The sequence below is a fragment of the Flavobacterium branchiarum genome, from assembly GCF_030409845.1.
In the GTDB taxonomy this organism is placed as follows: Bacteria; Bacteroidota; Bacteroidia; order Flavobacteriales; family Flavobacteriaceae; genus Flavobacterium; species Flavobacterium branchiarum.
This window is the reverse complement of record NZ_JAUFQQ010000005.1, coordinates 466,759-491,660: the sequence shown is the minus strand read 5'-3', so window position 1 is coordinate 491,660 and position 24,902 is coordinate 466,759. Positions and strand designations below refer to the sequence as shown.

The 24,902-nt window shown below is 32.4% G+C and carries 26 protein-coding genes; 20 read left to right on the top strand and 6 right to left on the bottom strand.

Translation table 11 applies throughout. From position 1 onward, the window contains the following. Positions 1-136: 136 nt before the first annotated feature. The 10 genes from QWY99_RS14140 (at position 137) to QWY99_RS14095 (ending at position 6,600) form a co-directional block, all read left to right on the top strand. Positions 137-907 (top strand): 3'-5' exonuclease, encoded by a 771-nt coding sequence (locus QWY99_RS14140; RefSeq protein WP_290266165.1) that lies wholly within the window; start codon positions 137-139, stop codon positions 905-907. Positions 908-965: 58 nt separating this feature from the next. After that, the gene (locus QWY99_RS14135) at positions 966-1,577 is read left to right on the top strand and encodes a fumarylacetoacetate hydrolase family protein (protein ID WP_290266164.1); all 612 of its coding nucleotides are present in this window, start codon (positions 966-968) and stop codon (positions 1,575-1,577) included. Beyond that, positions 1,577-1,921 (top strand): Hpt domain-containing protein, encoded by a 345-nt coding sequence (locus tag QWY99_RS14130; RefSeq protein WP_290266163.1) that lies wholly within the window; start codon positions 1,577-1,579, stop codon positions 1,919-1,921. Before QWY99_RS14135 ends, QWY99_RS14130 begins: the two co-directional genes overlap by 1 nt. Positions 1,922-2,123: 202 nt before the next feature. Then, positions 2,124-3,377, top strand: coding sequence for a CinA family nicotinamide mononucleotide deamidase-related protein (locus QWY99_RS14125; protein WP_290266162.1), 1,254 nt, complete (start codon positions 2,124-2,126; stop codon positions 3,375-3,377). 71 nt (positions 3,378-3,448) lie between these two features. Beyond that, the gene (gene rpmB / locus QWY99_RS14120) at positions 3,449-3,685 is read left to right on the top strand and encodes a 50S ribosomal protein L28 (RefSeq protein WP_007805815.1); all 237 of its coding nucleotides are present in this window, start codon (positions 3,449-3,451) and stop codon (positions 3,683-3,685) included. 28 nt (positions 3,686-3,713) lie between these two features. Further along, positions 3,714-3,896, top strand: coding sequence for a 50S ribosomal protein L33 (rpmG, locus tag QWY99_RS14115; RefSeq protein ID WP_047778459.1), 183 nt, complete (start codon positions 3,714-3,716; stop codon positions 3,894-3,896). 72 nt (positions 3,897-3,968) lie between these two features. Further along, complete coding sequence (locus QWY99_RS14110) at positions 3,969-4,121, top strand: DUF4295 domain-containing protein (protein ID WP_264206378.1); 153 nt, start codon at positions 3,969-3,971, stop codon at positions 4,119-4,121. A gap of 273 nt (positions 4,122-4,394) precedes the next feature. Then, positions 4,395-5,348 (top strand): signal recognition particle-docking protein FtsY, encoded by a 954-nt coding sequence (gene ftsY, locus QWY99_RS14105; RefSeq protein ID WP_290266142.1) that lies wholly within the window; start codon positions 4,395-4,397, stop codon positions 5,346-5,348. Between the two features lie 531 nt (positions 5,349-5,879). Beyond that, complete coding sequence (locus QWY99_RS14100; protein ID WP_290266141.1) at positions 5,880-6,323, top strand: lipocalin family protein; 444 nt, start codon at positions 5,880-5,882, stop codon at positions 6,321-6,323. Beyond that, a complete protein-coding gene (locus QWY99_RS14095) occupies positions 6,304-6,600 on the top strand; it encodes a DciA family protein (protein WP_290266140.1) in 297 nt (98 codons plus the stop codon). Before QWY99_RS14100 ends, QWY99_RS14095 begins: the two co-directional genes overlap by 20 nt. A gap of 319 nt (positions 6,601-6,919) precedes the next feature. Here QWY99_RS14095 and QWY99_RS14090 read toward each other — a convergent pair whose 3' ends face one another. The 3 genes from QWY99_RS14090 to bshC form a co-directional block, all read right to left on the bottom strand. After that, entirely contained in the window at positions 6,920-7,339 is a 420-nt protein-coding gene (locus QWY99_RS14090; protein WP_229990523.1) for a nucleoside-diphosphate kinase, read from the bottom strand. Between the two features lie 119 nt (positions 7,340-7,458). Beyond that, entirely contained in the window at positions 7,459-8,730 is a 1,272-nt protein-coding gene (locus QWY99_RS14085; RefSeq protein WP_290266138.1) for an acyltransferase family protein, read from the bottom strand. 144 nt (positions 8,731-8,874) lie between these two features. Further along, on the bottom strand, positions 8,875-10,464 hold the full coding sequence (gene bshC, locus QWY99_RS14080) for a bacillithiol biosynthesis cysteine-adding enzyme BshC (protein WP_290266136.1): 1,590 nt from the start codon (positions 10,462-10,464) through the stop codon (positions 8,875-8,877). Positions 10,465-10,957: 493 nt separating this feature from the next. On the opposite strand from bshC, the gene QWY99_RS14075 reads away from it, so the two are divergent. The 10 genes from QWY99_RS14075 (at position 10,958) to QWY99_RS14030 (ending at position 22,093) form a co-directional block, all read left to right on the top strand. Beyond that, on the top strand, positions 10,958-11,701 hold the full coding sequence (locus QWY99_RS14075; RefSeq protein ID WP_290266135.1) for a hypothetical protein: 744 nt from the start codon (positions 10,958-10,960) through the stop codon (positions 11,699-11,701). Further along, positions 11,701-13,092 carry an RtcB family protein gene (locus QWY99_RS14070; protein ID WP_290266134.1) on the top strand — a complete coding sequence of 464 codons (1,392 nt, stop codon included), beginning with the start codon at positions 11,701-11,703 and terminating at the stop codon, positions 13,090-13,092. Before QWY99_RS14075 ends, QWY99_RS14070 begins: the two co-directional genes overlap by 1 nt. Before the next feature lie 18 nt (positions 13,093-13,110). Continuing rightward, positions 13,111-13,722: a hypothetical protein gene (locus tag QWY99_RS14065; RefSeq protein ID WP_290266132.1), complete on the top strand. Its 612-nt coding sequence runs from the start codon at positions 13,111-13,113 to the stop codon at positions 13,720-13,722. After that, positions 13,710-14,399, top strand: coding sequence for a peptide chain release factor H (gene prfH / locus QWY99_RS14060; RefSeq protein WP_290266131.1), 690 nt, complete (start codon positions 13,710-13,712; stop codon positions 14,397-14,399). The genes QWY99_RS14065 and prfH overlap by 13 nt, the downstream gene beginning before the upstream one ends. A 28-nt stretch (positions 14,400-14,427) precedes the next feature. After that, the gene (locus tag QWY99_RS14055; RefSeq protein WP_290266130.1) at positions 14,428-14,946 is read left to right on the top strand and encodes a hypothetical protein; all 519 of its coding nucleotides are present in this window, start codon (positions 14,428-14,430) and stop codon (positions 14,944-14,946) included. Positions 14,947-15,552: 606 nt separating this feature from the next. Next, positions 15,553-16,938 (top strand): hypothetical protein, encoded by a 1,386-nt coding sequence (locus tag QWY99_RS14050; protein ID WP_290266129.1) that lies wholly within the window; start codon positions 15,553-15,555, stop codon positions 16,936-16,938. A 17-nt stretch (positions 16,939-16,955) separates the two neighbouring features. Further along, complete coding sequence (locus QWY99_RS14045) at positions 16,956-17,528, top strand: DUF6705 family protein (protein WP_290266128.1); 573 nt, start codon at positions 16,956-16,958, stop codon at positions 17,526-17,528. 154 nt (positions 17,529-17,682) lie between these two features. After that, positions 17,683-18,255, top strand: a complete 573-nt coding sequence (locus tag QWY99_RS14040; RefSeq protein WP_290266127.1) for a DUF6705 family protein — start codon at positions 17,683-17,685, stop codon at positions 18,253-18,255. 230 nt (positions 18,256-18,485) lie between these two features. Next, positions 18,486-19,763 carry an MFS transporter gene (locus QWY99_RS14035; RefSeq protein WP_290266126.1) on the top strand — a complete coding sequence of 426 codons (1,278 nt, stop codon included), beginning with the start codon at positions 18,486-18,488 and terminating at the stop codon, positions 19,761-19,763. Between the two features lie 131 nt (positions 19,764-19,894). Next, entirely contained in the window at positions 19,895-22,093 is a 2,199-nt protein-coding gene (locus QWY99_RS14030; protein WP_290266125.1) for a B12-binding domain-containing radical SAM protein, read from the top strand. On the opposite strand, the gene QWY99_RS14025 is transcribed toward QWY99_RS14030, so the two are convergent. The 3 genes from QWY99_RS14025 to QWY99_RS14015 are packed head-to-tail and all read right to left on the bottom strand — an operon-like array spanning position 22,088 to position 24,851. Beyond that, positions 22,088-22,855, bottom strand: a complete 768-nt coding sequence (locus QWY99_RS14025; RefSeq protein WP_290266124.1) for an MBL fold metallo-hydrolase — start codon at positions 22,853-22,855, stop codon at positions 22,088-22,090. The genes QWY99_RS14030 and QWY99_RS14025 overlap by 6 nt on opposite strands. A gap of 53 nt (positions 22,856-22,908) precedes the next feature. After that, positions 22,909-23,592, bottom strand: a complete 684-nt coding sequence (locus tag QWY99_RS14020; protein ID WP_290266123.1) for a response regulator transcription factor — start codon at positions 23,590-23,592, stop codon at positions 22,909-22,911. Continuing rightward, positions 23,589-24,851 carry a sensor histidine kinase gene (locus tag QWY99_RS14015; RefSeq protein WP_290266122.1) on the bottom strand — a complete coding sequence of 421 codons (1,263 nt, stop codon included), beginning with the start codon at positions 24,849-24,851 and terminating at the stop codon, positions 23,589-23,591. Before QWY99_RS14015 ends, QWY99_RS14020 begins: the two co-directional genes overlap by 4 nt. Positions 24,852-24,902: the final 51 nt, after the last annotated feature.

Genomic DNA, 24,902 nt, shown 5'->3' with positions numbered 1-24,902 from the left:
TTTAACGTTTTAAATGTTGAAAGGGTTTTCTTTTTGCAGCATTATTGCATTGCAGGTGGGTAATCGTCAAGTTTCTGAAAAAAACAAGTGAAATTCGGCTTTAAAAATTATATTTGTAAACTTATAAAATTAAAAAATGGAACTGAAACTCAATAAACCAATTTGCTTTTTTGATCTTGAAACTACAGGAATTGACATCGGAAAAGATAGAATAGTAGAAATTTCAATATTTAAAGTTTTTCCAAACGGAAATAAAGAAAGTAAAACTTGGTTGGTGAACCCTACAATTCCAATTCCAGCACAAACTACCGCTGTTCATGGTATTACTGATGAAAAGGTAGCAAATGAGCCTACGTTTGCAACATTGGCACCACAGGTCTATAATATGATAAAAGATAGTGACTTGGCTGGGTTTAATTCAGATCGTTTTGATATTCCGTTATTGGCAGAGGAATTACTGCGCGCGGGAGTCGATTTTGATATGAAAAATAAGTGTTCTGTCGATGTACAAACTATTTTCCATAAAATGGAAGAGAGAACACTAAGTGCGGCTTTGAAATTTTATTGTGGAAAAAGCTTAGAAAATGCGCATTCAGCAGAAGCGGATACAATGGCGACATACGAAATTCTTAAAGCGCAATTAGATCGTTATCCAGAATTGGAGAATGATATGAAATCATTGTCGGAATTTACAACTAGAAAAAAAATAGCTGATTTTGCAGGAATGATTGCTTTTGATAAAGATGATGAAGAAATTTTTACCTTCGGAAAACATAAGGGAGTAAAAGTAGAAAAGATTCTTGAAACAGAACCAGGATATTTTAGCTGGATACAAAATGCAGATTTCCCTTTGTATACTAAAAAGGTACTGACGGCTATTAAATTAAGAAAGTTAAATACGAAATAAAGTCACAGTCGCAGTTTTCAGTGTGTATACTGGAAACTGAGACTGAATACTGTAAGCTATGAAAATAATCTGTATCGGTAGAAATTATACCAATCATATTGAAGAGTTGCAAAACGAACGCCCGACGGAGCCAGTTGTTTTTATGAAGCCCGATTCGGCAGTTTTATTAAAACAACATCCATTTGTAATACCTGAATTTTCAGAAGATATTCATCACGAAATTGAGTTAATTGTTAAGATTAACAAGGTAGGGAAGTATATAGAGCCTAAGTTTGCTCATAAGTATTACGATGAAATTAGTGTGGGGATTGATTTTACTGCTAGGGATTTACAAGCTAAGCTGAAAGAAAAAGGATTGCCTTGGGAGAAAGCAAAGGCATTTGATGGTTCGGCAGTGATAGGAGAATTTTTGCCAAAGACGCAATTTAGTTCGTTAGAAAATATTACATTTGAGTTAACAAATAACGCTAAGACTGTTCAGAAAGGAAATTCTAATATGATGTTGTGGAAAATTGATGAGCTTGTTTCATATGTTTCTCAGTATTTTACATTAAAAATTGGAGATATTATTTTTACAGGAACTCCAGAAGGAGTTGCGGCTGTAAAACCAGACGACGTTTTAGAAGGGTTTTTAGAAGGGAAAAAATTATTCAGAATACAAGTAAAATAATGGCTTTAAAATACAATCTTTCAAAAGTGTACGCACTTTCAGATAACGATCCGGAATTTGTAAAAGAGATTCTTAATTTGTTTGTAACCGAAGTTCCTGAGGATTTAAAACAAATTAAAGAAGGGATAAAAAAGAAAGATCATAAGCATGCCTATGCGTATGCACACAAGGTAAAACCAACGCTTGATCTATTGGGGCTTAATATGGCTTTTGAAGAGATTCTTCAGGTTGAGGCATGGACAAAGGTCGAAGGGAAGAAGAAAGCGATAGAAGAGACTTTTAAGAGTATAAAGAATCAAGTAAAAGAAGCGATCAAAGAAATTAAGAAAGACTTTGATTTGTAAAATAATAATAACGATAGCCTTTCCGTAAAATTTGGTTAGGCTATCTGTTTTAAATAAAATTCACTAATCTGATGTTAATTGAAAAAGAGGGTGAATTAATTTCTTTCTTCGTATTTACTTCGCGATAAAAAGGATATATATTGCTACTTCATGCGGTTCCTTGCGAGAAATAATCTAATGTAGTAATTTGAATTTCAAATACATGAAAGCAACAATAATAACAATTGGTGACGAAATCCTTATAGGGCAAATTGTAGACACAAATTCTGGTTTTATAGCCAAATCTTTAGATAAAATCGGAGTCGAAGTCCATGAGATGATTTCGATAAGCGATGAAAAAGAGCATATTCTAAATACATTTTCACAATTACAAAATAAAGTTGATTTGGTAATTATCACGGGAGGTTTAGGACCGACTAAAGATGATGTGACCAAAAAAACATTTTGTGATTATTTTGAAGATGAATTAGTGGTTGATTCTGGGGTTTTGGCTCATGTTACGGCGATAATCGAAGGTTTTTATAAGCGACCGATTACTCAGATGAATAAAGATCAAGCATTGGTTCCTTCAAAATGTACCGTGCTCCATAATGAAATGGGAACAGCGCCAGGAATGTGGATGAAGAAAGAAAACACTGTTTTTGTCTCTCTTCCGGGAGTTCCTTATGAAATGAAATATCTTGTGGAGAGTGTTATCGTTCCGAAAATTGTAAAAGAGTATGAACGGCCATATATCATTCATAAAACGATACTCACATATGGTCAGGGCGAAAGTTTAGTAGCAGAGCGCATTGAGGAGTGGGAGAATAATTTGCCTGATTTTATAAAATTAGCTTATTTGCCCAATCCAGGAAGAGTGCGACTGCGACTTTCGGCACGAGGAACTGATAAAGAAATGCTAGAAGCGGTTATTGAGGCCAATGTACGATCCTTAGATGCAATTATTCATGATATCATAGTAGGTTTTGATGATAATGAAACTATCGAGGTGGTGGTTGGGCAATTACTTGCTAAGAAAAGGAAAACGATAGCGACAGCCGAAAGTTGTACTGGGGGAAAAATCGCATCGCTTTTGTCAGCGGTTTCTGGAGCATCGAGCTATTTTAAAGGAAGTATTGTGCCGTATTCAACCGAGCTAAAAACAACTGTTTTGGGGATTTCAGCGAGTTTGATAGCAGAAAATTCTGTCGTAAGTTCGGCAGTGGCTTCGGCGATGGCTTTGAGTGTAAAGAGCCTAATGAAAACGGATTACGCAATAGCGACAACTGGAAACGCTGGACCGACAAAAGGAGACTCAAATGCAGAAATTGGTACGGTTTTTATTGCAATTGCAACTCCGGACGATATAATTGTCGAAGAATTCAACTTTGGCCAACCACGTGAAAAAGTGATAGATAGGGCTGTAATTAAAAGTTTAGAAATGTTACAGAAAGAAATTTTAAAAAATGTGCGATAATTTTTTGTTTCAATCGTTTATTTTTCTTTTCTTTGCACCCTGATTTTGAATAACGATAAAACATAAGTATAATGTCAAGAGTTTGTGACCTTACAGGTAAAAGAGCGATGGTAGGAAATAACGTTTCTCACGCTATGAACAAAACTAAGAGAAAATTTTCTGTGAACTTAGTGAAAAAGCGTTTTTATCTTCCAGAAGAAGATAGATGGATTACTCTTAGAGTAGCAGCATCTACGATAAAAACAATTAATAAAAATGGAATTTCTGCAGTTTTGAAAAAAGCGCAGTCAGAAGGATTTATCAAATAATCTTTTCCAATAATAAATATATAGCAAGATGGCAAAGAAAGGTAATAGAATCCAAGTAATTTTAGAATGTACTGAGCACAAGACTTCTGGTGTATCAGGTACTTCAAGATACATTACAACAAAGAACAAGAAAAATACTCCAGACAGATTAGAGATTAAGAAATTTAATCCAATCTTGAAACGTGTAACAGTTCACAAAGAAATTAAGTAATAATTAGAGATTTTATAAATCTCAATGGTTTTCCATTAGAGCTTTATAAGAACTTCAAATAACATTTGAATCATGGCAAAGAAAACCGTAGCATCGTTACAAACAGCTTCTAAGAGATTATCAAAAGCCATCAAAATGGTGAAATCTCCAAAAACTGGTGCATATACATTCGTAGAATCTATTATGACTCCTGAAGAAGTTGATACTTTCTTGAAAAAGAAATAATTAACAATTACAATATATAGAAAAGCTACTTTCATTCGGAAGTAGCTTTTTTATTTTTTATATTTGTCTCGAGATATAAGAGAAGCCTAACATTAGTTCTTTTTTTTAGCAATGTACCCGCTTTTGCTTCAATCTTTTGGTTCTGAAACCCAGAACAAAAGGATTTTACTACAATCGGGGCTAATTAAAGACATTTGTCCTTTTTTAAACTCAAGGATTGTTGTAGATTGTGAGAAGATCTAAATAATTCAAAAAACTAACAACCTATATAAAATGAGTTTTTTTAAAAAAATATTTTCATCCGAAAAAAAAGAAACACTAGACAAAGGTCTTGAAAAATCAAAAACCTCTTTCTTTTCTAAATTAAGCAAAGCAGTAGCTGGTAAATCTAAAGTCGATGATGACGTTTTAGATAATTTAGAAGAAATTCTTGTTTCTTCGGATGTTGGGGTAGAGACAACTCTAAAAGTGATTACCCGAATAGAAAACCGTGTAGCAGCCGATAAATATCTTGGTGTTGATGAGTTAAACCAAATCTTGAGAGAAGAGATTGCAGGTTTGTTATCAGAAACCAATACCGGTGAAGCAACAGAATTTGTAATTCCTGTTAAGACAAAACCATACGTTTTAATGGTTGTTGGAGTAAATGGAGTAGGAAAGACTACAACTATCGGTAAATTAGCGTATCAGTTCAAAAAAGCCGGATATAAAGTAGTTTTAGGTGCAGCAGATACTTTTCGTGCAGCAGCGATTGATCAATTGCAAATCTGGGCTGATCGCGTAGACGTACCTATTGTGAGACAAAACATGGGGAGTGACCCAGCATCAGTAGCATTTGATACTTTACAATCTGCAGTAGCTCAAAATGCAGATGTGGTAATAATTGATACTGCAGGTCGTTTGCATAACAAAATCAACCTGATGAACGAACTTACCAAAGTAAAACGTGTAATGCAAAAAGTAGTAGCCGATGCACCACACGACGTACTTTTGGTTTTGGATGGTTCTACAGGTCAAAATGCCTTTGAACAAGCTAAGCAGTTTACAGCTGCAACCGAAGTAACAGCTCTTGCAGTAACTAAACTAGATGGTACTGCCAAAGGTGGTGTTGTGATTGGTATTTCGGATCAGTTTAAGATTCCTGTAAAATACATAGGTGTTGGAGAAGGAATTGAAGACTTACAGGTTTTTAATAAGTATGAATTTGTAGATAGTTTTTTTAAATAATTTCAAGATGAGTTTTAATACTATTCCTCCAATCTATTTTTATTTTGGTAGCATTCTTTCTTTTGTATTGTCTAATATTTTTAGAGAGCAAAATCTAACCGTATATTACATTTTATTAGTAATAGGTGTGATTTTATTCCTTCTTGGGCTTCTTAGAAGGATTCAAACAAAAAGATAATTTAATAAACAGCTATTTCTAATATCGTTTTATAATATAAAGCTTTTCGTTATTAGGATAAGCTGTGTTTAATATATAAAAAAAACCAAGGAAAACGTATCGTATTCTTTGGTTTTTTGCTTTTACGGATAAGTCCGAATTAATCGAATAGTTTATAGGGTTTTGGCTTTTTTTTCTTCGTTATCAATTTTATAAGGTTAACTTTGTAATTGATAAAAAACATCCATAATTACCGTGAAGCTTTAGCCCTGATAGAAGCGACATCCTTTATTGTACCATCCTGACAAAGGAAGGATTTTACAAAAAAGATATAGCGAATAGCAGGTAATAGCTTCTCAAAAAAATAAATTATAATGAAAAACGTATTTAAAATTTTATTTGTTTCGCTTTTGTTTGTCTCTTGTCAACAGAAAATTGAACCCGCTGATATTGCCAAATTAAATGGATATTGGGAAATTGAAAAAGTTACTTTTGATGAGGGAGAGGATAAAGATTACGGAATGAATGAGAGCTTTGATTATTTTATGATTGGAGCCGATAATACTGGAACTCGCCAAAAAGTAATGCCACAATTAGATGGGACTTTTGTAACAAATGATTTGCATGAAGAGGTTAAGGTTAGATTTAAAGATGGTAAAGCCTTTTTAGATTATTCGACACCTTATATGAAATGGAGTGAGGAGTTAATTGCTTTAACTGACGGAGAGTTGGTATTGCTGAACGCCGAGAAAAAAGAATATCATTACAAAAAAGCAGGACCAATAAATATCATAGAGAATGGCGAAAAGACTAAATAATCAGAGTTCCGTTGGGGATATTTTACAAAAAATTATTGAGGTAAATAGACTTCAGTATGGAATGGATGAAATTGATGTAAAGGATGCATGGAGACAATTGATGGGAAATGGAGTGAATAGTTACACCAGAAACGTTATTTTGAAAGGAAGTACGCTTTATGTTGAGCTTACATCTTCTGTTTTACGAGAAGAGCTTACTCATGGAAAATCTAAGATTATTACAATGATCAACGAAGAATTACGTAGAGATGTTGTTCGTGATGTGGTTTTAAGGTAGACTTCTTAGATTATTAGATTTTTAGACTAGCTTAGACTACTAGATATGTTAGATAGTTAGATTTTTAGACTGGCTTAGATATCTTAGATTTAATGAGTAAATGGATTATTAGGCTACTTAGATTGTTAGACTTTCTTAGACTGACTTAGATGTCTTAGATTTAATAAAAGATTATTGAGATACTATATAAAAAACAAAACCCGCTTCATTGAAGCGGGTTTTGTTTTTTAGTCTAAGAAATCTAGTATTCTAAAAATCTAACTATCTAATAGTCTAACTATCTAATAGTCTAACTATCTAACAATCTAAGCTAGTCTAATTAGAATTGCTCTCTTCCAGCAAAATGGAATGCACCTTCGATAGCAGCATTTTCGTCGCTATCAGAACCGTGAACTGCATTTTCTCCGATAGAAGTTGCGTATGCTTTACGAATTGTTCCTTCAGCAGCTTCAGCAGGGTTTGTAGCTCCGATTAAAGTTCTGAAATCTTCAACAGCGTTGTCTTTTTCTAAAATTGCAGCAACAATTGGTCCACGAGACATGAATTCTACTAATTCTCCGTAGAAAGGTCTTTCTGAGTGAACTGAGTAAAATGCTTTAGCATCAGCTACAGTCAATTGAGTTAATTTCAATGAAACGATTTTAAATCCTCCATTAGTAATCATTGCTAAGATATTTCCGATGTGTCCGTTTTGAACAGCATCTGGCTTAATCATTGTAAAAGTTCTATTTGTTGCCATTTTTGTTTTTATTAAATTTTGTGCAAAAATAGGCTTTTTTTATGAATTGAATTTAATAAATTCACAATTAAAACTACAGAGGCTATCTTTATGATAATTAATATGATTTGGAAAAATTTTTAAACCTTAAAAATAAGTTTGTTCTTGTAGAAAATCCACAGAATAAACGTCCAAATTCCAACGTAGGTAAGCGCGCCAGCCAATGAAGCTGTCATTGGATTACTGAAAAAAGGAGCAATTCCAAAATTATATAAATAATCTAAAAGATTGATTTGTTGCTCAGGATTATGCGGATTTTTAAATTCAATCATTACCAGTCCTTGTGGGATTATCTGAGAAAAGAAAAAGACTATCATTGGGTTTACTCCCCAAATCAAGAATAATTTAATTCCCTTTTTCAGGTTCATAATATCAATAAGATAATATAAAATAGCAAGGCAAGTAGTAGCTAATCCTGCTGTATATAAAACGTAGGTACTTGTCCATAGTGATTTGTTAATTGGGAAAACAATACTCCAAATTTGAGCAACGATGATTAAAAGGATACCTGCAATTGCCATTTTTTTAGCAATCTCTATTTTAGGTATAGAGCGGTGTAATAATTGACCAATAAGTAAACCAATAATTCCTGTTGCAATTGATGGAATGGTACTTAAAATCCCTTCTGGATCCCAAGTTATAGTTCCGCGATACATATGTCCTTTTAATAAAATGCTATCGATCCATGACGCTAGATTAGTTCCTTTGTCAAAATTAGCTTCTCCAAATCCTGGAACTGGAACTAAAGCCATTACAGCCCAATATCCTAATAACAAGATAGAAGCAACTAGTAGTTGAGTTTTCTGATTTGATTTTAAATATAAAAGGGATACTACAAAATAGACAACTGCAATGCGCTGAAGTACTCCAGGTAATCGTACGTCCTGATAAGCTTCGATACCGCTATAAGCTAAAAAGAGATAAATAAACAGAATAGAAAAGGCTAGAATATTTTTTACTTTAGCACTAAAATTACCCATTAATGCATATCCTACTGCAATAGTTATGATTAATCGACCAATAAGCAATGGAATTCCTTCGAGTCCGAAAAGTTGAATCTTGGCAAAAAAATTAAAGAAGATTCCTAAACAAAACATCCTTAATGACCGAACTAATATTTTATTAAAAGTTGTGCTGTCAAACGTCTTATTGGGCATTGCAAATGAAACAGCAACTCCCATAATGAAAATAAAAAAAGGAAAAACCAAATCGGTTGGTGTACAGCCGTGCCATTCTGAATGTTGTAGTGGAGGATAAATTGCGCTCCAGCTTCCTGGATTATTGACGATTGTCATTAATAAAATAGTTAATCCTCTGAAGACATCTAGTGAAATCAAGCGCTCTTTGGTCATGATGTTTTGGTAATAGGTTAGTTTTTGTTTTAAAAATTAATAATTTGGTTTAGGGATAATAATCTAAGAAGCAAGCGGTTATTTATTTTCTTATTGATTATTACTTTATTGATTTAAGTTGCTCCTTAAAGGAGCAACTGTTTTTTATATTGTTATGATATTAAAATTAGATTCTAACGGTTTTAAATCTTGAATCAAAAGAGGAATTAATCTTTCTCCTTTTTCTAAATAAAACTCTGAGAAATTGGCTTGACGTTCCTGTAAGCTTTTATTAGGAAACAGTTCATTTTGCAAGTCAGTAATACGTTGTAAAATATCATTTAGTTTTCTTTTTTGAGCTTTCAGTAATCGTTTTTCAAGGTTTTCTAATCCTTTCAATTGTTTTACTTCTTGTGCTTTTACAGCCCCAGTAAATGACTTATCAGTTTGATTTGCTAATTCATAAAGATATTCGAATTGCTTCTGTAGAATCTCTTTTTGAGGTGTTAAATCAATTGAAAACGGTGATAGTTCTCGGGTGCTTTTATTGATTAAATGTTCTTGTTTAGAGAATAAATCGCTCCATGATAAATTCAATTGATCTGCTTTTTTAACTTGTTTTTCTGTTGCTAAAAGAACTGAATTTCTAATTAAAAGCATCGGAAAAGTAATCTTTACAGTATCAAAAAAAGATTTTAATTCTAGCCAATAAGCGATTTCTCCGCCTCCACCAATATAGCACAAGTTAGGCAGAATAATTTCCTGATATAGTGGACGCATAATCACGTTTGGACTGAATTTTTCGGGATTGGTTTCTACTAAATCGAAGATTTCTTGACTTGAGAATTCTATTCGAGTATTATTTACTATGTATTTACCATTTTCAAAAATGATGCGTTCGCGTAGATTATCTTCGATATAAAATAAATTAATCTCACGTGGATTTACTTGAACTGTATAATCTTTGAGTTTCTCAATAGTTTCTTGAACTGCTTTATAAGAAGATTCAGATTCTAGTTCTTCTTTTATATAAGGAATAAAGGCACGTTTTAAATCTGCATTATCCGCATCTAAGATTACTAAACCTTGAGAAGCAAATAAATTATTAGCTAGATAACGTGTTGCATCAGCTAAATTATCGTGTTGTAAATAGGCTTCTTTAAATAATTTTTTCAAAACAGTGGCATTGGTACTAGAACCCAATTCTAAAGCATAGATATCAAAAACATCGTCTAGACCTTTAGTTGATAATCTACCTACAGGTCCTGTACTTTCTGCATTCCATCTGAATTTTTTACCTTTAAAATTGAAATAATTAATTTCTTCAAAATCATGGTCTTCAGTTGCCATCCAGTAAACGGGAACAAAGTTATAAGTAGGGTATTTTGCCTTTAATTCGTTGGTAAGATTAATTGTAGAAATAATTTTATACAAGAAATATAGTGGACCACTGAATAAATTTAATTGATGCCCAGTTGTAACTGTAAACGTATTTGAGAGCGCTAAAGCCTCTATATTTTGCTTAGTTGAATCTGAGAGTTCAATCGTAGCATATTGTTCTTTTAAAACAGAAACTAAAGGAATTCGATTGTTATCATCAAAATTTTGTTGTTTTTCAATGATTTGTTTTTCAAAGTTTTCCAGCGTTGGAAAATTATTATATAGCGGTTTTAAATCCGATTTTTGCTCTAAATAATCGTGTATCAATGTTGAGAAATATCCTGAGTTTTGGTAGCTGATACAGTCGTTTGGCATAAGTATTGGTTTATTTTTGATAGCTGTAAATTTAATCAAAATTTATAGTTTAAAAGGGATTTAACGATTGCTTATGATTTGATTTTTAAATTTAATATTAATTTACTGAAAATTAATTAGTTAGTGTTAAAATAAGAAAATACTTGTTTTTAAATTTGTTTATTTGAAAAATAATTCACAAAATTTGCATCAGAAATAAATCATTAACCAATTAATAAACGAAGACAATGTTTGTATTAAACTTTACCTCTCAAAACATCGCATCAGGATTAGATTCTGTTGTTATGTGTCTTCGTGGCTTTTCGCAATCATAGCAAATCAATTTTAGATATATGAATAAGCCCGAAGGAAATTAACTTTCGGGCTTTTTTTATTCTAGACACTTCAAAAAATTCCCGATACCCCGAACTCAATTTATCTATTTGAGATAAAATGCTTTTGCCTTGTATTTTCTAATGCTTGGCAGGGAAACTATAATTTAAATTTTTTTTAAATGGACAATTATCTTTTAGATGATTACATCCAATGTAGTCGCTTAAAGAAAAAAAGACACAAAAAAAGCGTAGTTAAAGAGGATTTCGAGAAATATCTCATTCAATTATCAAAACAAAGACATTCAATTAATTTGGCAATCAAAAATTTGCCACTAATAGAATTAAAAGAGCCCTATCAAAAAGGCTGGGGTCGTTTTTTTGTAGTTCGAAACGATATTTTACGCTCAGAGGATGCGTTGTTTTTTGTGAATTTATTAGATAAAATAAACACATTTCAGTTTTCTGATAAAAAAACATTTACGAGTCGAAAGAAAAGATTTGGAAAAAAATCGGATAATCTGAGGGAGCAATTTGTTAGTAATGTTACTATTAGTGACTGGAATAAAAACAAATTCGAATTTACTGATAAAGAAAAATCCTTTTTTACACTAGCCGAAAAATGGTCTGGCAGATACCAGTGTTTTAAGACCTATTACAAATTCAATGAGCCATGGAGGTTTGTGTTTAAAATTGAGCCCAACATAATTACACATAAAAAGGCTGTAGATACAGTTCTTGAGAGTGAATTAAGGCTAATAGAAAATTACATTGAAAACCAGTGCTTAGGATATAAAATTTATAAAACTGGTAATAGAGATAGTGATTATTATAACAGCTTACATAAGCTAAAATACAGTAATCAAATAAAAAGTAAAAATCTAAATGCGCTTTATGAAGCGTATTTAGAAGAAAAATATACCTAATGGGAAATAAATTATCCGGAAAGGACCTGATTAAAATAGGCTTTCCAAAAAATAATAGTATCAATATTGCCTTGGGGCAAATAAACAGATACAGAAAACGAGAAAAGAAAGAGAGCATATTAACCGAAGCCAAAGAAGTTTTACTATTCCCTGAAAAATTCACAGGACATGGTACTTGGGGTAAAGTTGCCGAAGGATTAGTAAATCCAGTACAAGTAAGAATGCATCAGTTAAATAATACGCGCGCACCATTTTCGATATTCGGAGAAAATGAAATCGATGAGCAAGCAAAATATCAGTTGTACGATGCTTTAAAATTGCCAATTTCGATAGCAGGTGCTTTAATGCCCGATGCACATTCTGGTTACGGATTACCAATAGGTGGTGTGCTGGCTACAGATAATGCCGTGATTCCTTACGGAGTAGGCGTTGATATTGGTTGCCGAATGAGTTTGTCAATTTTTGATATTCCAGCTTCTTTTTTTAAAGGAAAAGACCATCAATTGCAAGCGATTTTAAAAGACCATACGAAATTTGGAATGTATGAAACGCATGCAATAAAAGCAGATCATGAATTGTTTAGCCGAAGCGAGTTTCAAGACATTCCGCTTTTAAAAAAACTATTGAGTAAAGCGTATAAACAGCTTGGAACATCGGGAGGAGGAAATCATTTTGTAGAGTTCGGAATTGCCAAAATTACAGATCCACTTAATGAATGGAAGATAGGTGTAGGTGAGTATTTTGCGGTGCTTTCGCATAGTGGATCAAGAGGATTGGGAGCAAACATCGCTAAACATTATACCTATTTGGCGACTAAACAATGTCCCTTGCCAAAAAATGTACAACATTTGGCTTGGTTGGATTTAAATACCCATGACGGACAGGAATATTGGTTGGCTATGAATTTAACAGGTGATTATGCCAAAGCGTGTCATGATGATATCCATCGTCGAATAGCGAAAGCAATTGGTAAACGTGTGGTAGTAACAATCGAAAATCACCACAATTTTGCTTGGAAAGAAATGGTAAATGGCAAGGAAGCAATTGTGCATCGTAAAGGAGCAACTCCTGCAAATGTAGGCGAGCTTGGAATTATTCCGGGTTCAATGACTGCACCTGGATTTATTGTTCAAGGAAAAGGAAATCCAGCCAGTTTAAACTCAGCTTCTCATGGCGCAGGTAGACTTTTTTCTCGTAGAAAATGCAAAGAATCGTTTACGCAAAGTGAGATAAATAAAGTCTTGAAAGCAAACGAGGTGAGTTTGATTGGAGGAAATATTGACGAAGCTCCAATGGCGTATAAGGATATTAATAAAGTAATGGCTAATCAAACAGAATTGGTTGATGTTTTAGGAACATTTACACCAAAGATTGTTCGAATGGACAGATAATTTTAAAAATTAGAAAAGATGAAACGATTTCAAGATGAAAATAAATTTTTAGGGAATTTTTCCAACGATGTTTTTGTAAAATGTCCAAAATGTGATTCTAAATCCACTGTTAAAAGAGAGAAGAAAATCGACTGTGAATGCGGTCGCTGTTATACAGAAATTTTTGAATGCAAATGTTGTTTTTATAAACTTAAAGAGCCAGTTTACCAATACATCGCTTATGGAAAAGTCTATTGCAATCATTGTTTTGAAAAATACGAATTTGAATCGCAACCCTTGAAAGAATGTCCTGAAAAATACCGAGCAAAATGTCCTCATTGTAATTTTCAGGAAGAGTGGAAACCAAAAATAAAAAAGGTTTTACAGCGTGTTGCTTTAAATGATGGCTTGGTTAGAGATACAAGATATGATTTGCCACTTTGGTTTCAAAAAGAAGTAGATGGAGAACTATTTTGGGCTTACAATCAAGAGCATATAGCGTATTTAGAGCGATACATTGGAGCAGATTTGCGAGAGCGAAATTCAAAAGCAAATTACAGTTCTAGTTTAGTGGCTCGTTTACCAAAATTTGTAAAAGAGGCAAAAAACAGAGAGAAACTGTTGAAAATTATAGAAAAATGGAAAAAATAATTCAAATAACATCAGGCCGTGGCCCAGCAGAATGTAGCTGGGTTGTGGCTCAGGTTTTAAAAACATTCCTAGAAGAAGCTACTATCAGTAAAATAAAGACTACTTTGCTTCAACGAGAAACAGGAATAGAAAATGGGACAGTTGAAACTGTCACAATTTTATTAGAAAGTGATACTCTTGATGCGTTTGTAAACTCTTGGATTGGAACAATTCAGTGGATAGGGCAGAGTCAGTTTAGGAAATTTCATAAACGTAAAAATTGGTTTATCGGAATTTTTGAAGTTGATAAAACAACTACAACTCAAATTTATGAGCATGATATCCAGTATCAGGCAATGCGTAGTTCAGGTGCTGGCGGGCAACATGTAAACAAAGTAAGCTCGGCAGTTAGAGCGACTCATGTACCTACAGGAATTAGTGTAGTGTCGATGGATTCGCGTTCGCAACATCAGAATAAAAAACTAGCTACCGAGCGGTTATTACAAAAGTTTAAGGACGAAACAGTAAAACAATTTAAAGCCGAATTTCAAGCCCAATGGATGAATCAGTTGCAAATACAAAGAGGCAATCCAATTCGTGTTTTTGAAGGATCGGATTTTAAAAAACAAAAACAGGCAAAAAATTTCAAACAAGAACGACAAAGATTAAAAAGAGAAGATTATTTAGGTAATGATTAATCTCAAAATCTTTAAAATAGAATAAATTATGAAAACAATAGATAAGTACCTTTTTCAAGCATTAGATAATTATCCGTATTCGCTGGAAGAAACTATTGAATCATTGGATTATGCATTGTCTTATGATGAAAAAAATACAATGGCATTGTGTTTATACGGGCAGATATTAAGCGATCATTTGTTTAAATATGATGAGGCCAAAGAGTATTTTCAACAGGCTATTTTAATTAATATTAATGCCATTGAAATATATCCTTCTTACATTCATACTTTAATCATGAATGAAGATCATGAAGAAGCAGTTAGGTTAATTGATTTTGCATTAACAATTAAAGGAATTAATAAAGTAGAGATTCTTCTTAAGAAAGTAATGTTTTTAGAAAGCCAGATGGAATTTAAAAAAGCATTAAAAATAGTGAAACAAGCAAGACTTCAAACGTTAAATTCATTTTATGATTATGAAATTGAAGAGACTGAAAAAAGATTGAACAAAAAAATAAATAAAGGTTCTAAAAAAGAGAAACCTATTAAAAAGAAAAAGAAATAATACTAGAAAGGATGCTGTAATAGGTACATTGGTATAATTAAATATTTTGCCAAACTAAGAGCGAGAAGAGTTGATTAAGTATTGTTTGATTATTAGATAGTTGTTGTTTTGCTAAATCGCATTGGTTGCCGTAAAGTATAGGGTTTTATGAATTAATTCCTAAGCTTTTATATATATACAATATTAGTGTCGCTTAGTTGTAAAAAAATTGAATGCTTTTAAGAAATTCTTAATTCTGTAAGCTCAATCCAAAATTACAATTCATTTTACGAGTTTAGACAGTGTATAATTGTTGGTATTCAAATTACTAAATATAAGCCGTATGATGCGCTTTACATTAATATCGAAAATATTACCCCTTGGCAGTTAACTGCCTTTGATAAGAGGTCAAAAAAAGAAGTTCCAGAAAAAGCGTTTACTGAACAACATGGAAACGTTACAAGGTTAGGTTTTCGATAAAATTAGGATCCTAGCAACATCAATACTTAAGTTAGTATATTGTTAAATAAAATAATTTTTTGTAGTCTTTTTTGAGTAATTTTTAGCTAATACTTGATTTTTTGGAAAAAAAGTATTACTATTGCTTGTTTAAAAATATATGTATGTATGAAAAAAGCTATCCTTAATATCTTAAGCTACTCTTTATCTTTATTTATTCTTCTTGTCTACTCTTGCAGTACTGAAGAAATGGTAACAAATCAAACTTTAGATGCTCAAACTTGGTTTAAAAAGTACGAAGCTGAAAGCCCAAATTTTGATATATTTCAAAATTTAGAATACAATTGGAGTCAAGCCAAAAGAACAACCTCAGAAGATGGGACTGAAACCATTATTGTTCCTATCGTTGAACGCAAAAGAAATGCATCAGAAATTTGGAAACAAAATTTGTATCTTTATAAGATAAGTGAAAATAATTATGAAGCATTAATCTTTGAGATATTCCCCGATATAAGTTCAAACAATAGTAGCCAATCAATAGATGGTGGTGATTTTAATGGATACATTAGCTCTTGGAATTTGAAAAATGGTTTTATAAAAGTAGCTAAATTTGAGAATAATAAAGTTATTCAAGAAGGAATAGTAGCAATGTTATCGCCTGTCAGTAACAATGAACAAAGTAAAATGATAGCCTCCCCTTGTTCTCTTTGTCTTGATGAAGAAGAACCCAAAGGAGGAGGAGGAAGTAGTAGTAGTTCTCCTGCTATACCGCTTAGAGATGTTGTAATTACGTCTCCATCATCACCACCAACGTTTCCTCCTATGACCTATATCCCTCGTGGTCCCTCATTCGGAGGAGTGACTAATCCGTCTGAATATACAAATCCTCCTCATGGTAGTGGCGGTGGTGGCGGTACAACGGGAAATACTGAAAACCCTTGCGATCAAATTAAAAAGCAGAATACAAATCCAAATTTTAAAGCTAAACAGGATGAATTAAGCAAGAAGACAAAACTAAAAAAGGAAACTGGTTATTTGGAAAACAAGGACAGGTCTTTTACAGCTCTTACTAATTTAAGTAGTGATTCGATGAAACTACCGCATGATGCTAATACCATTGGTTATATGCATACCCATCTTGACGATTATGATACTGGAACTGCAGATTTAAACGATAACCCAATTATTAATCGGCCTATTAAAATGTTTTCTCCCGCAGATGTACAATCTTTTATGGTACTTTTGGTAAAAGCCAACAAAAATGGAATTCCTTTATCAGATATTTATGGGACTATGATTTCTAGTAAAGGAAATTATACACTTAGACTTGAAGACTCTTATAGTAATCTTAATCTGGGATTGAATTTTAAAGAGTTAAATGAAAAATATGAAACTACAATGCGAAAAAGTAACTCAAAAGAACGAGGTTTTTTAAAATTCATGAAAGAAAATAATATTACTGGTATTTCTTTGTTCAAAATAAATAATGATGGTACTACTGACAAAAAAACTCTAGACGCTAAAGATAAACTAACAACAACACCATGTCCATAAAATCTGAAACAAATACGATGAAAAAAATAATTATTATAAGTATTCTGACTGTATGCAATTTATCCTGTAAAGCACAATCAGTTGTTCCAATAGAAAACTTAGCAGAATATATCCAAGCTGATAATGGTATCCCTGAAAGTGTCACTTATTTAAAAGATATAAATGGTATTAGGGATAATTATGTAGGCACTTGGAAAGGAACTTATAATGGGAGAAATTATGAAATCACATTTACAAAAAAAATGACTACATATGATGGTCTAACCCAAGACAGATTAATAATGCGTTATATTATTAAAGACACTAACGGTAGTGTTTTAGAAGATACCAGAGCAGAGCCAGATGACAGCCCTTATACAGCGAAAAGTTCTTATTTTAACAAAACCTATTTTGTTTTAACTTATACAGGCCGTCAAAGCCAATGTGGACAAGGGGGAGAATTAGTTGTTATGTTGACAAAAAACATAAATAATAGCGCCATAGAACTGTTTCTTACCCCTAGACAAGATTTTATAATTGAAGAATATTGTCCCAATGGTGCAGCCCCGCAATTATTTCCAACAACCAAAATGAGCTTAATCAAACAGTAGATAACTTTAATTCTCAATTTTAGAAATCAAAACAAAAGCAGTGTTTTTTGAAATACTGCTTTTCTGTTTTAAGGTTTTTCTTCTGAAGTTGTTTTGTTAAGTTTAAAGATAAACTAACAACAACACCATGTCCATAAAATCTAAAACAAATACGATGAGAAAAATAATTATTATAAGTATTCTGATTGTATGTAATTTATCTTCTAAAGCGCAAATTATAGTTACTACAGAAGAAGTTTTAAAATACATGGATACTAACAAAGCATTTCCAAAAGGAGCATACTTACAAGATGTAAATCATGTTTTAGACAAATTTATTGGTACTTGGAAAGGAACTTATGGTGGTAAAAATTACGAATTTAGAATAACAAAATTCTTAGCCGTAAGAGAGAGTTTTAAAGAAGATATATTATTAATGCGTTACCTTGTAATAAATAGTAATGGTACTGTGATTGAAGATACAAGAGCATTGCCTGATTCTAGTCCTTATGTAATTAGAGGAGATTATCTTGATACTACTACCTACGCTTTAAATTATAGTGGTAAAAATGCAAATTGCGGGCAAGCAGGTACTATATTCATTGATTTCTTAAAAGACAGTAATAATACAAAAATGACTTTATTCTTAGTTACTGAATCGATGATTATTGATCAAAATAGTTGTCCTAATGGAGGAGCGAAACAAATTATGCCTACAGCTGATCAAATAATATTATTAAAACAATAGAAGTGAAAAGCTTGTAAAAACTAAAAACTACCTATAGCGGTAGTAGTGGTCGGAAGAAATTCCGGCCATTTATGTTATATTTTTTGACAGAACATTTTAATTAGAGTATTGACTCTATTTTTGATTGTGATTTTCACAAAGATATTTTAATTTCAAAGATAAATATTTGTTCATTTTAGGAATTAGCTTCATTTTTGCATCTTGTTTTCTTAAAATTTATATTTAATCACATGAAAAATAATTCAAAAAAAATAAATTCCACAAAACACGTTCTTTTTGGTAGTTTAATTGGTACCACAATCGAGTTTTTCGACTTTTATATTTATGCCAATGCTGCGGTTTTAGTTTTTCCTCAGTTATTTTTTCCAAGTTCAGATCCTACAATGGCAACATTAGAGTCACTAGCCACTTTTTCGATTGCTTTTTTATCTCGCCCTTTGGGTTCTGCATTTTTCGGACATTATGGAGATAAAATTGGACGTAAATTTACTTTAGTTGCTGCATTATTGACTATGGGAATTTCGACAGTAGCCATTGGTTTTTTACCTAGTTACGCAAGTATTGGTGTCACTGCTCCTTTATTATTGATGTTATGCCGATTTGGACAAGGCGTTGGATTAGGTGGAGAATGGGGAGGAGCTGTTTTGCTAGCTATCGAAAACGCACCACCAAATAAACGTGCTTGGTATGGCATGTTCCCACAATTAGGGGCGCCAATTGGGTTGTTGCTTTCTGGAGGTACTTTTTTATTACTAACAGATTCAATGAGTAATGAAGATTTTATGAATTATGGATGGAGAATTCCTTTTATCGCCAGTTCACTTTTGGTAGTGGTTGGGTTTTATATCCGAACTAAAATAACAGAAACACCTTCTTTTGAAAATTCTAAAAAGGAACAAGAAGAAGTGAAAATTCCATTTTTAACTTTGGTCAAGTCGTATAAAAATCAATTGATATTTGGAACACTTGCAGCGGTTACAACATTCTTGGTGTTTTATTTAATGACCGTATTTACATTGAGTTGGGCAACTTCTGATTTGGGTTATGCAAAAAGAGACTTTTTATTGATTCAGTTATTTTCAGTATTGTTTTTCGCTTTATTTATTCCAATTTCGGCTGTAGTTGCGGATAAAATCGGACGTCGTAAAATATTAATTTTAACTACGGGAGCCATAGCTGTTTTTGGTTTTTTCTTTTCCTATTTTTTAAATTCAGGAAATACAGCGATGGTAACATTCTTTTTATGCTTAGGAATGGCTTTGATGGGATTCACTTATGGGCCTTTAGGAACGTTTCTATCTGAATTATTTCCAACGAATGTTCGTTACTCAGGAGCTTCATTAACTTTTAATTTGGCAGGAATTATTGGTGCAGCATTCGCACCAATGATTGCGATTTGGCTAGCAAGTACTTATGATTTAACCTATGTAGGTTTTTATCTTAGTATTGCGGCTTTTATTTCGATGTTGTCATTGTTAGTAATCAGTAAAAAAGAACATAAGTTTTAGTTGAGGAAGTAATAAAATAGCAAAGCCTTTTGATAATTATTCTTAAAGGGTTTTTGCTTGAAAAATAGGATCTAAATCTTTTTGCAAAAACATTATAAATATGCCGTATTTTTGCAGAAAATATTGTTGCCTTGAAAACGAAGCTTTTTGTAATTACACCTCCATTTACTCAATTGAATACGCCGTATCCAGCAACCGCTTATATCAAGGGGTTTCTGAATACTAAAAATATAGAATCTGTTCAGGCAGATTTGGGTATCGAAGTAATTCTAGAATTGTTTTCGAAGAAAGGATTAACAGATGTATTTGAAGGTTCAAGTTCAAAGTTTGAAGTTTCTGAAATCTCAGATAACTCTAAACGTATTTTTGCGCTTCAAGAGGAGTATCTTAAGACGATTGATGCTGTAATTGCCTTTTTGCAAGGAAAGAATCCAACATTAGCATTACAAATTTGTCAGGAAGATTTCTTGCCAGAGGCTTCTCGTTTTGCACAATTAGAAGAACTTGATTGGGCTTTTGGAACAATGGGAACGCAGGACAAAGCGAAACATTTAGCAACCTTGTATCTTGAAGATATTTCGGATTTTATTGTAGAATGTATCGATGAGAATTTTGGTTTCAGTCGCTATGCAGAACGTTTAGGACGAAGTGCTAATTCTTTTGACGAATTGTACCAAGCTTTACAACAAGAGACTACCTATATTGATGAGGTTTTAATTTCGATTTTAAAAGAACGTATCGAATCGGTAAAACCAATATTTTTTTTAATCTCAGTTCCTTTTCCTGGGAATTTATATAGCGCATTTAGATCTGCACAGTGGGTAAAACAAAATCATCCTGAAATTAAAATTTCAATGGGTGGTGGTTTCCCAAATACTGAGTTGCGCTCACTTTCAGATAAACGAGTTTTTGAGTTTTTCGATTTTATCACTTTAGATGATGGAGAAGTGCCCATCGAAGAACTAATTTCGAGTATAGAAAACCCAGAAGCTAATTCATACAAGCGAACTTTTCTGCTAGAAAATGGAGAAGTAGTTTATAAAAACAATTCGCTTAAGCAAGATTATAAGCAATCTCAAGTAGGAACACCAGATTATTCTGACTTGCTATTGGATAAATATATTTCGGTTATAGAAATTGTCAATCCGATGCATAGAATGTGGAGTGACGGACGCTGGAATAAACTAACAATGGCACATGGTTGTTATTGGGGAAAATGTACCTTTTGTGATATTTCATTAGATTACATAAAGGTTTATGAACCTGTTGCTGCAAGTTTGTTATGTGATCGAATGGAAGACATGATGGCGCAAACAGGACAAAACGGATTTCATTATGTAGATGAAGCTGCTCCGCCTGCACTTATGCGTGCTTTGGCGCTCGAAATTCTTCGAAGAAAGTTAGCTGTAACTTGGTGGACAAATATTCGTTTCGAGAAAAGTTTTTCAGCCGATTTATGTTTATTATTAAAAGCATCGGGCTGTATTGCCGTTTCGGGAGGGCTAGAAGTTGCTTCGGATAGGTTATTGAAATTAATCGATAAAGGAGTAACTGTAGAACAAGTAGCAAAAGTGACGCGTAATTTTACCGAAGCAGGTATTATGGTTCATGCCTATTTAATGTACGGATATCCAACGCAAACAGTTCAAGAAACGGTTGATAGTCTAGAAATGGTGCGTCAGTTATTTGAAGCAGGGATTTTACAATCTGGATTTTGGCATCAGTTTGCCATGACTGCGCATAGTCCGGTAGGAATGTATCCTGAAAAATTTGGTGTAAAAAAAGCAACAGAAGCTATTGGAACTTTTGCCAATAATGATATTGATTATACAGATTCTACGGGAATCAATCACGATAAATTTAGTTTTGGACTTAAGAAATCATTATTCAATTTCATGCACGGAATTTGTTTTGATTATGAGCTTCAAGATTGGTTTGATTTTAAAATTCCAAAAACTAAGATTGGATCAGATTTTATTTTTGATGCTTTACAAGAGTCAGAAGATTTCAATATAAAACCCACAGCTAAAATTGTTTGGTTAGGAGGGAAGCCTTTTACAGAATCTTTTACCAAATCTAAAAAAGGAAACTCTTGGGAAATGCTAACGCTTACTTTTCATGATAAAAAAGAAAGTTTTAGTATTCTGACAAATAAAAATGAAGGAGAGTGGCTAGTTGAAATATTACAGAAAATTTCGGTGGCAAAAACTAAAACCTATAATTTTCAGGAAATCAAAGCCGATTTTGAAACTAATTTTGATGATTTTGAATTGTTTTGGTATTCAAAACCTGTGAATACTTTAAGAGAATTTGGATTGTTGGTTTTATAAAAACTCAACAGATTCACCATCGTTAGGAATCGAAGTCTTTGATAAAAGATTATTTGCTGTTAGAGCAAGTCTAAGTTCTGTTCTAGTTGTTGGGCAATGATTTAAGGCCTCTAGATGATTTGCAAAGACTTTTCCAGGTGCAAGAGCAATAAATTTTAGAATATCATTCATTCTCATTAATAGCGGTTGACCAATATCTAATCTAGCTGTACCGCAAGCAATAGTTGCAATATCGGGTTTAAACTCAGTTAATACTTTTTCTACATCTTTAGTAAAAATAGTATCAGAACTAATATAAATGGATTTTTCATTAAGAAGTTCAATATAAAATCCCATTACATTTCCCATCAGTTTTGTAATGAAGCCATAACCATGAACAGCAGGAATGCCTGTAATTGTTCCATCTAAAAAATCTTGTGACTTCCAATAATCCAGAGTCTGAACAACAGTTACACCTCTTTTTGTAAGGGCATCTTCATCTTTAGTACTACAAATTACAGGAATTGATTTTCTTCTTAAAAAAACCTCACCAGCCTTATCTAAATGATCTGGGTGTAAATGAGTAATGATGCAATGGGTAACTTTACTTAAAATGGCTCTACTGTTTTTTGGTAAATAGGTAAGCGGATTTCTTTTTGGTTTGAAACGAAAAAGACTAAAAGGAGCAATAGTCTTCCTTTTGCCTAACATTGGGTCAACTAAAATAACGTGCTTTTCTGTTTCAATTACTAAAGTGGCATTACGTAAATGATGCAATCTCATGTCTGGAATGTTTGAATATTAAAATTACAAAATTCTATATATTTAGACAAGGATTAGATTGTAAATCTAAAACCAATTCCGTGTAAGTTTTCTATAGAAATACCTTGTTCGTTTGCTAAAATTTTGCGCAGACGCGAAATAAAAACATCTAAGCTTCGGCCCATAAAATAATCATCGTCTCCCCAAAGCGAAGTTAGAATCTGCTCTCTTTTTAAAACGGAATTTTTATTGTCAAGAAATAATTTTAATAATTCAGCTTCACGTTGTGTAAGGCCTATTTTTTCATTTTCATTAAAAAGAATAAAGTTCTTAGTGTCAAAATGATATTTTCCAATTTTATAAATAAATTTATCTATAGAGTCATTCTTGTGTGAACGTTTTAAAAATATTTCAATTTTCAGAAGTAGTTCTTCAATACTAAAAGGTTTAATGAGGTAATCATCGGCACCAAGTCGCAATCCTTTTATTCTATCTTCCTTAAGCGTTTTGGCCGAAAGAAAAATAATAGGAATGTCAGAATTGAGTTTTCTTATTTCAGTAGCGAGTTCAAATCCATCTATTTTTGGCATCATAATATCCAAAATACAAATATCGAAATTACCTTTGTTAAAAGCTTCAAGACCTAGTTTTCCGTCGCAACAATGCGTTACATCGTAATTATTTTGTTCAAGATTATCTTTGGTAAGAAACCCTAAAGTTTCATCATCTTCGGTGTAAAGGATTTTGAAAATACTCATTTTTTATACGGAATTGATATGGTTATGGTAATCCCTTTTTTTGGATTGTTAGTAGCATTGATTTTCCACTGATGCAAGTTGCAAATCTTTTTTACATAATACAAGCCTAATCCAAAACCATTTGACTGGGTGCTTTTTTCATTTGGAATTCTGTAGAATTTGTCAAAAATAAAAGAAATGTTCTTGTTGGCAATTCCAATTCCGTTATCTATAAAAGCAATTTTTAAGAATTGATTATCTGTAGCCAGACGAATTGTGATTTCGGGTTTGGTATCGCAATATTTTATTGCATTATCAAGGAGATTATAAACGATGTTTGTAAAATGAAAAATGTCAGCAACAATGGTATAATTTGTAGCATCCGATTCAATTTTAATAGTTGTATCAGGGTATTTTAGTTTGATGTTTTCTATTGTTTCCTCAATAGCAGGAATAATTAAAATATTTTTAAGTTCTAGTTCTAATGGAGTATAATCAGATTTTGCAATACTTAAAATTTTCTCAATATGATTGTTTAGTTTACCACTTTGATTGATGATGATTTCAGTATACTTTTCGAGTTTTTTATCTTCTTTGATTGGGGCTTGTTTAATCAAATAATTAGAAGCAATTAAAATTGAAGCCAAAGGAGTTTTAAACTCGTGTGTCATATTATTGATAAAATCACGCTGTAACTCAGAATATTTTTTTTGCTGTAAAAGCGTAAAAACAGAGTAGATATAGATTAGTAAAATAATAATAATAAGTATCGAAAGTACAAACCAAAAGCGCATTGAACTAAAGATATAACTAGTTTCATTAGGAAATCGAACAGCAAAATAATAAACCAGATTTTTATGCTTAGGGAAATGAACGGATTGTTTTTTATCTAATTTTTTAGATAGTGAAACATGATCTCCATAAACCATTTCGTTACTCTGACAGTTGTACATGGCGTATTCGAAATCGGTTGTGATATTCATTTTCTTGAATTCCGATTTTAAATAAAATTCTAAGATATCGGGCTCAAAATCATTTTCGATGTTTACAACATAATAGTCATTAGATATTTTTTGGATAGGACTTTGAGCAGGTAATTCATTGCTATTACTTTCATGTAGTTTTTTTGCCACTTCAAGTAAAGCAATATGCGTTTTTTGGTTTAGTTTTTTTTGCTCAAGGGTAAAAGCTTCTTTAGTCCATAGTAATTGCACGACTAGTATGCCGATGATTGCTATAAACCCCAGAAGGATAATGCTGTTGAGTCTGTTTATTTTCACTTAAATGTAATTTACAAGGTGTAATATTAATCAAAAATATCTTTAAAAACA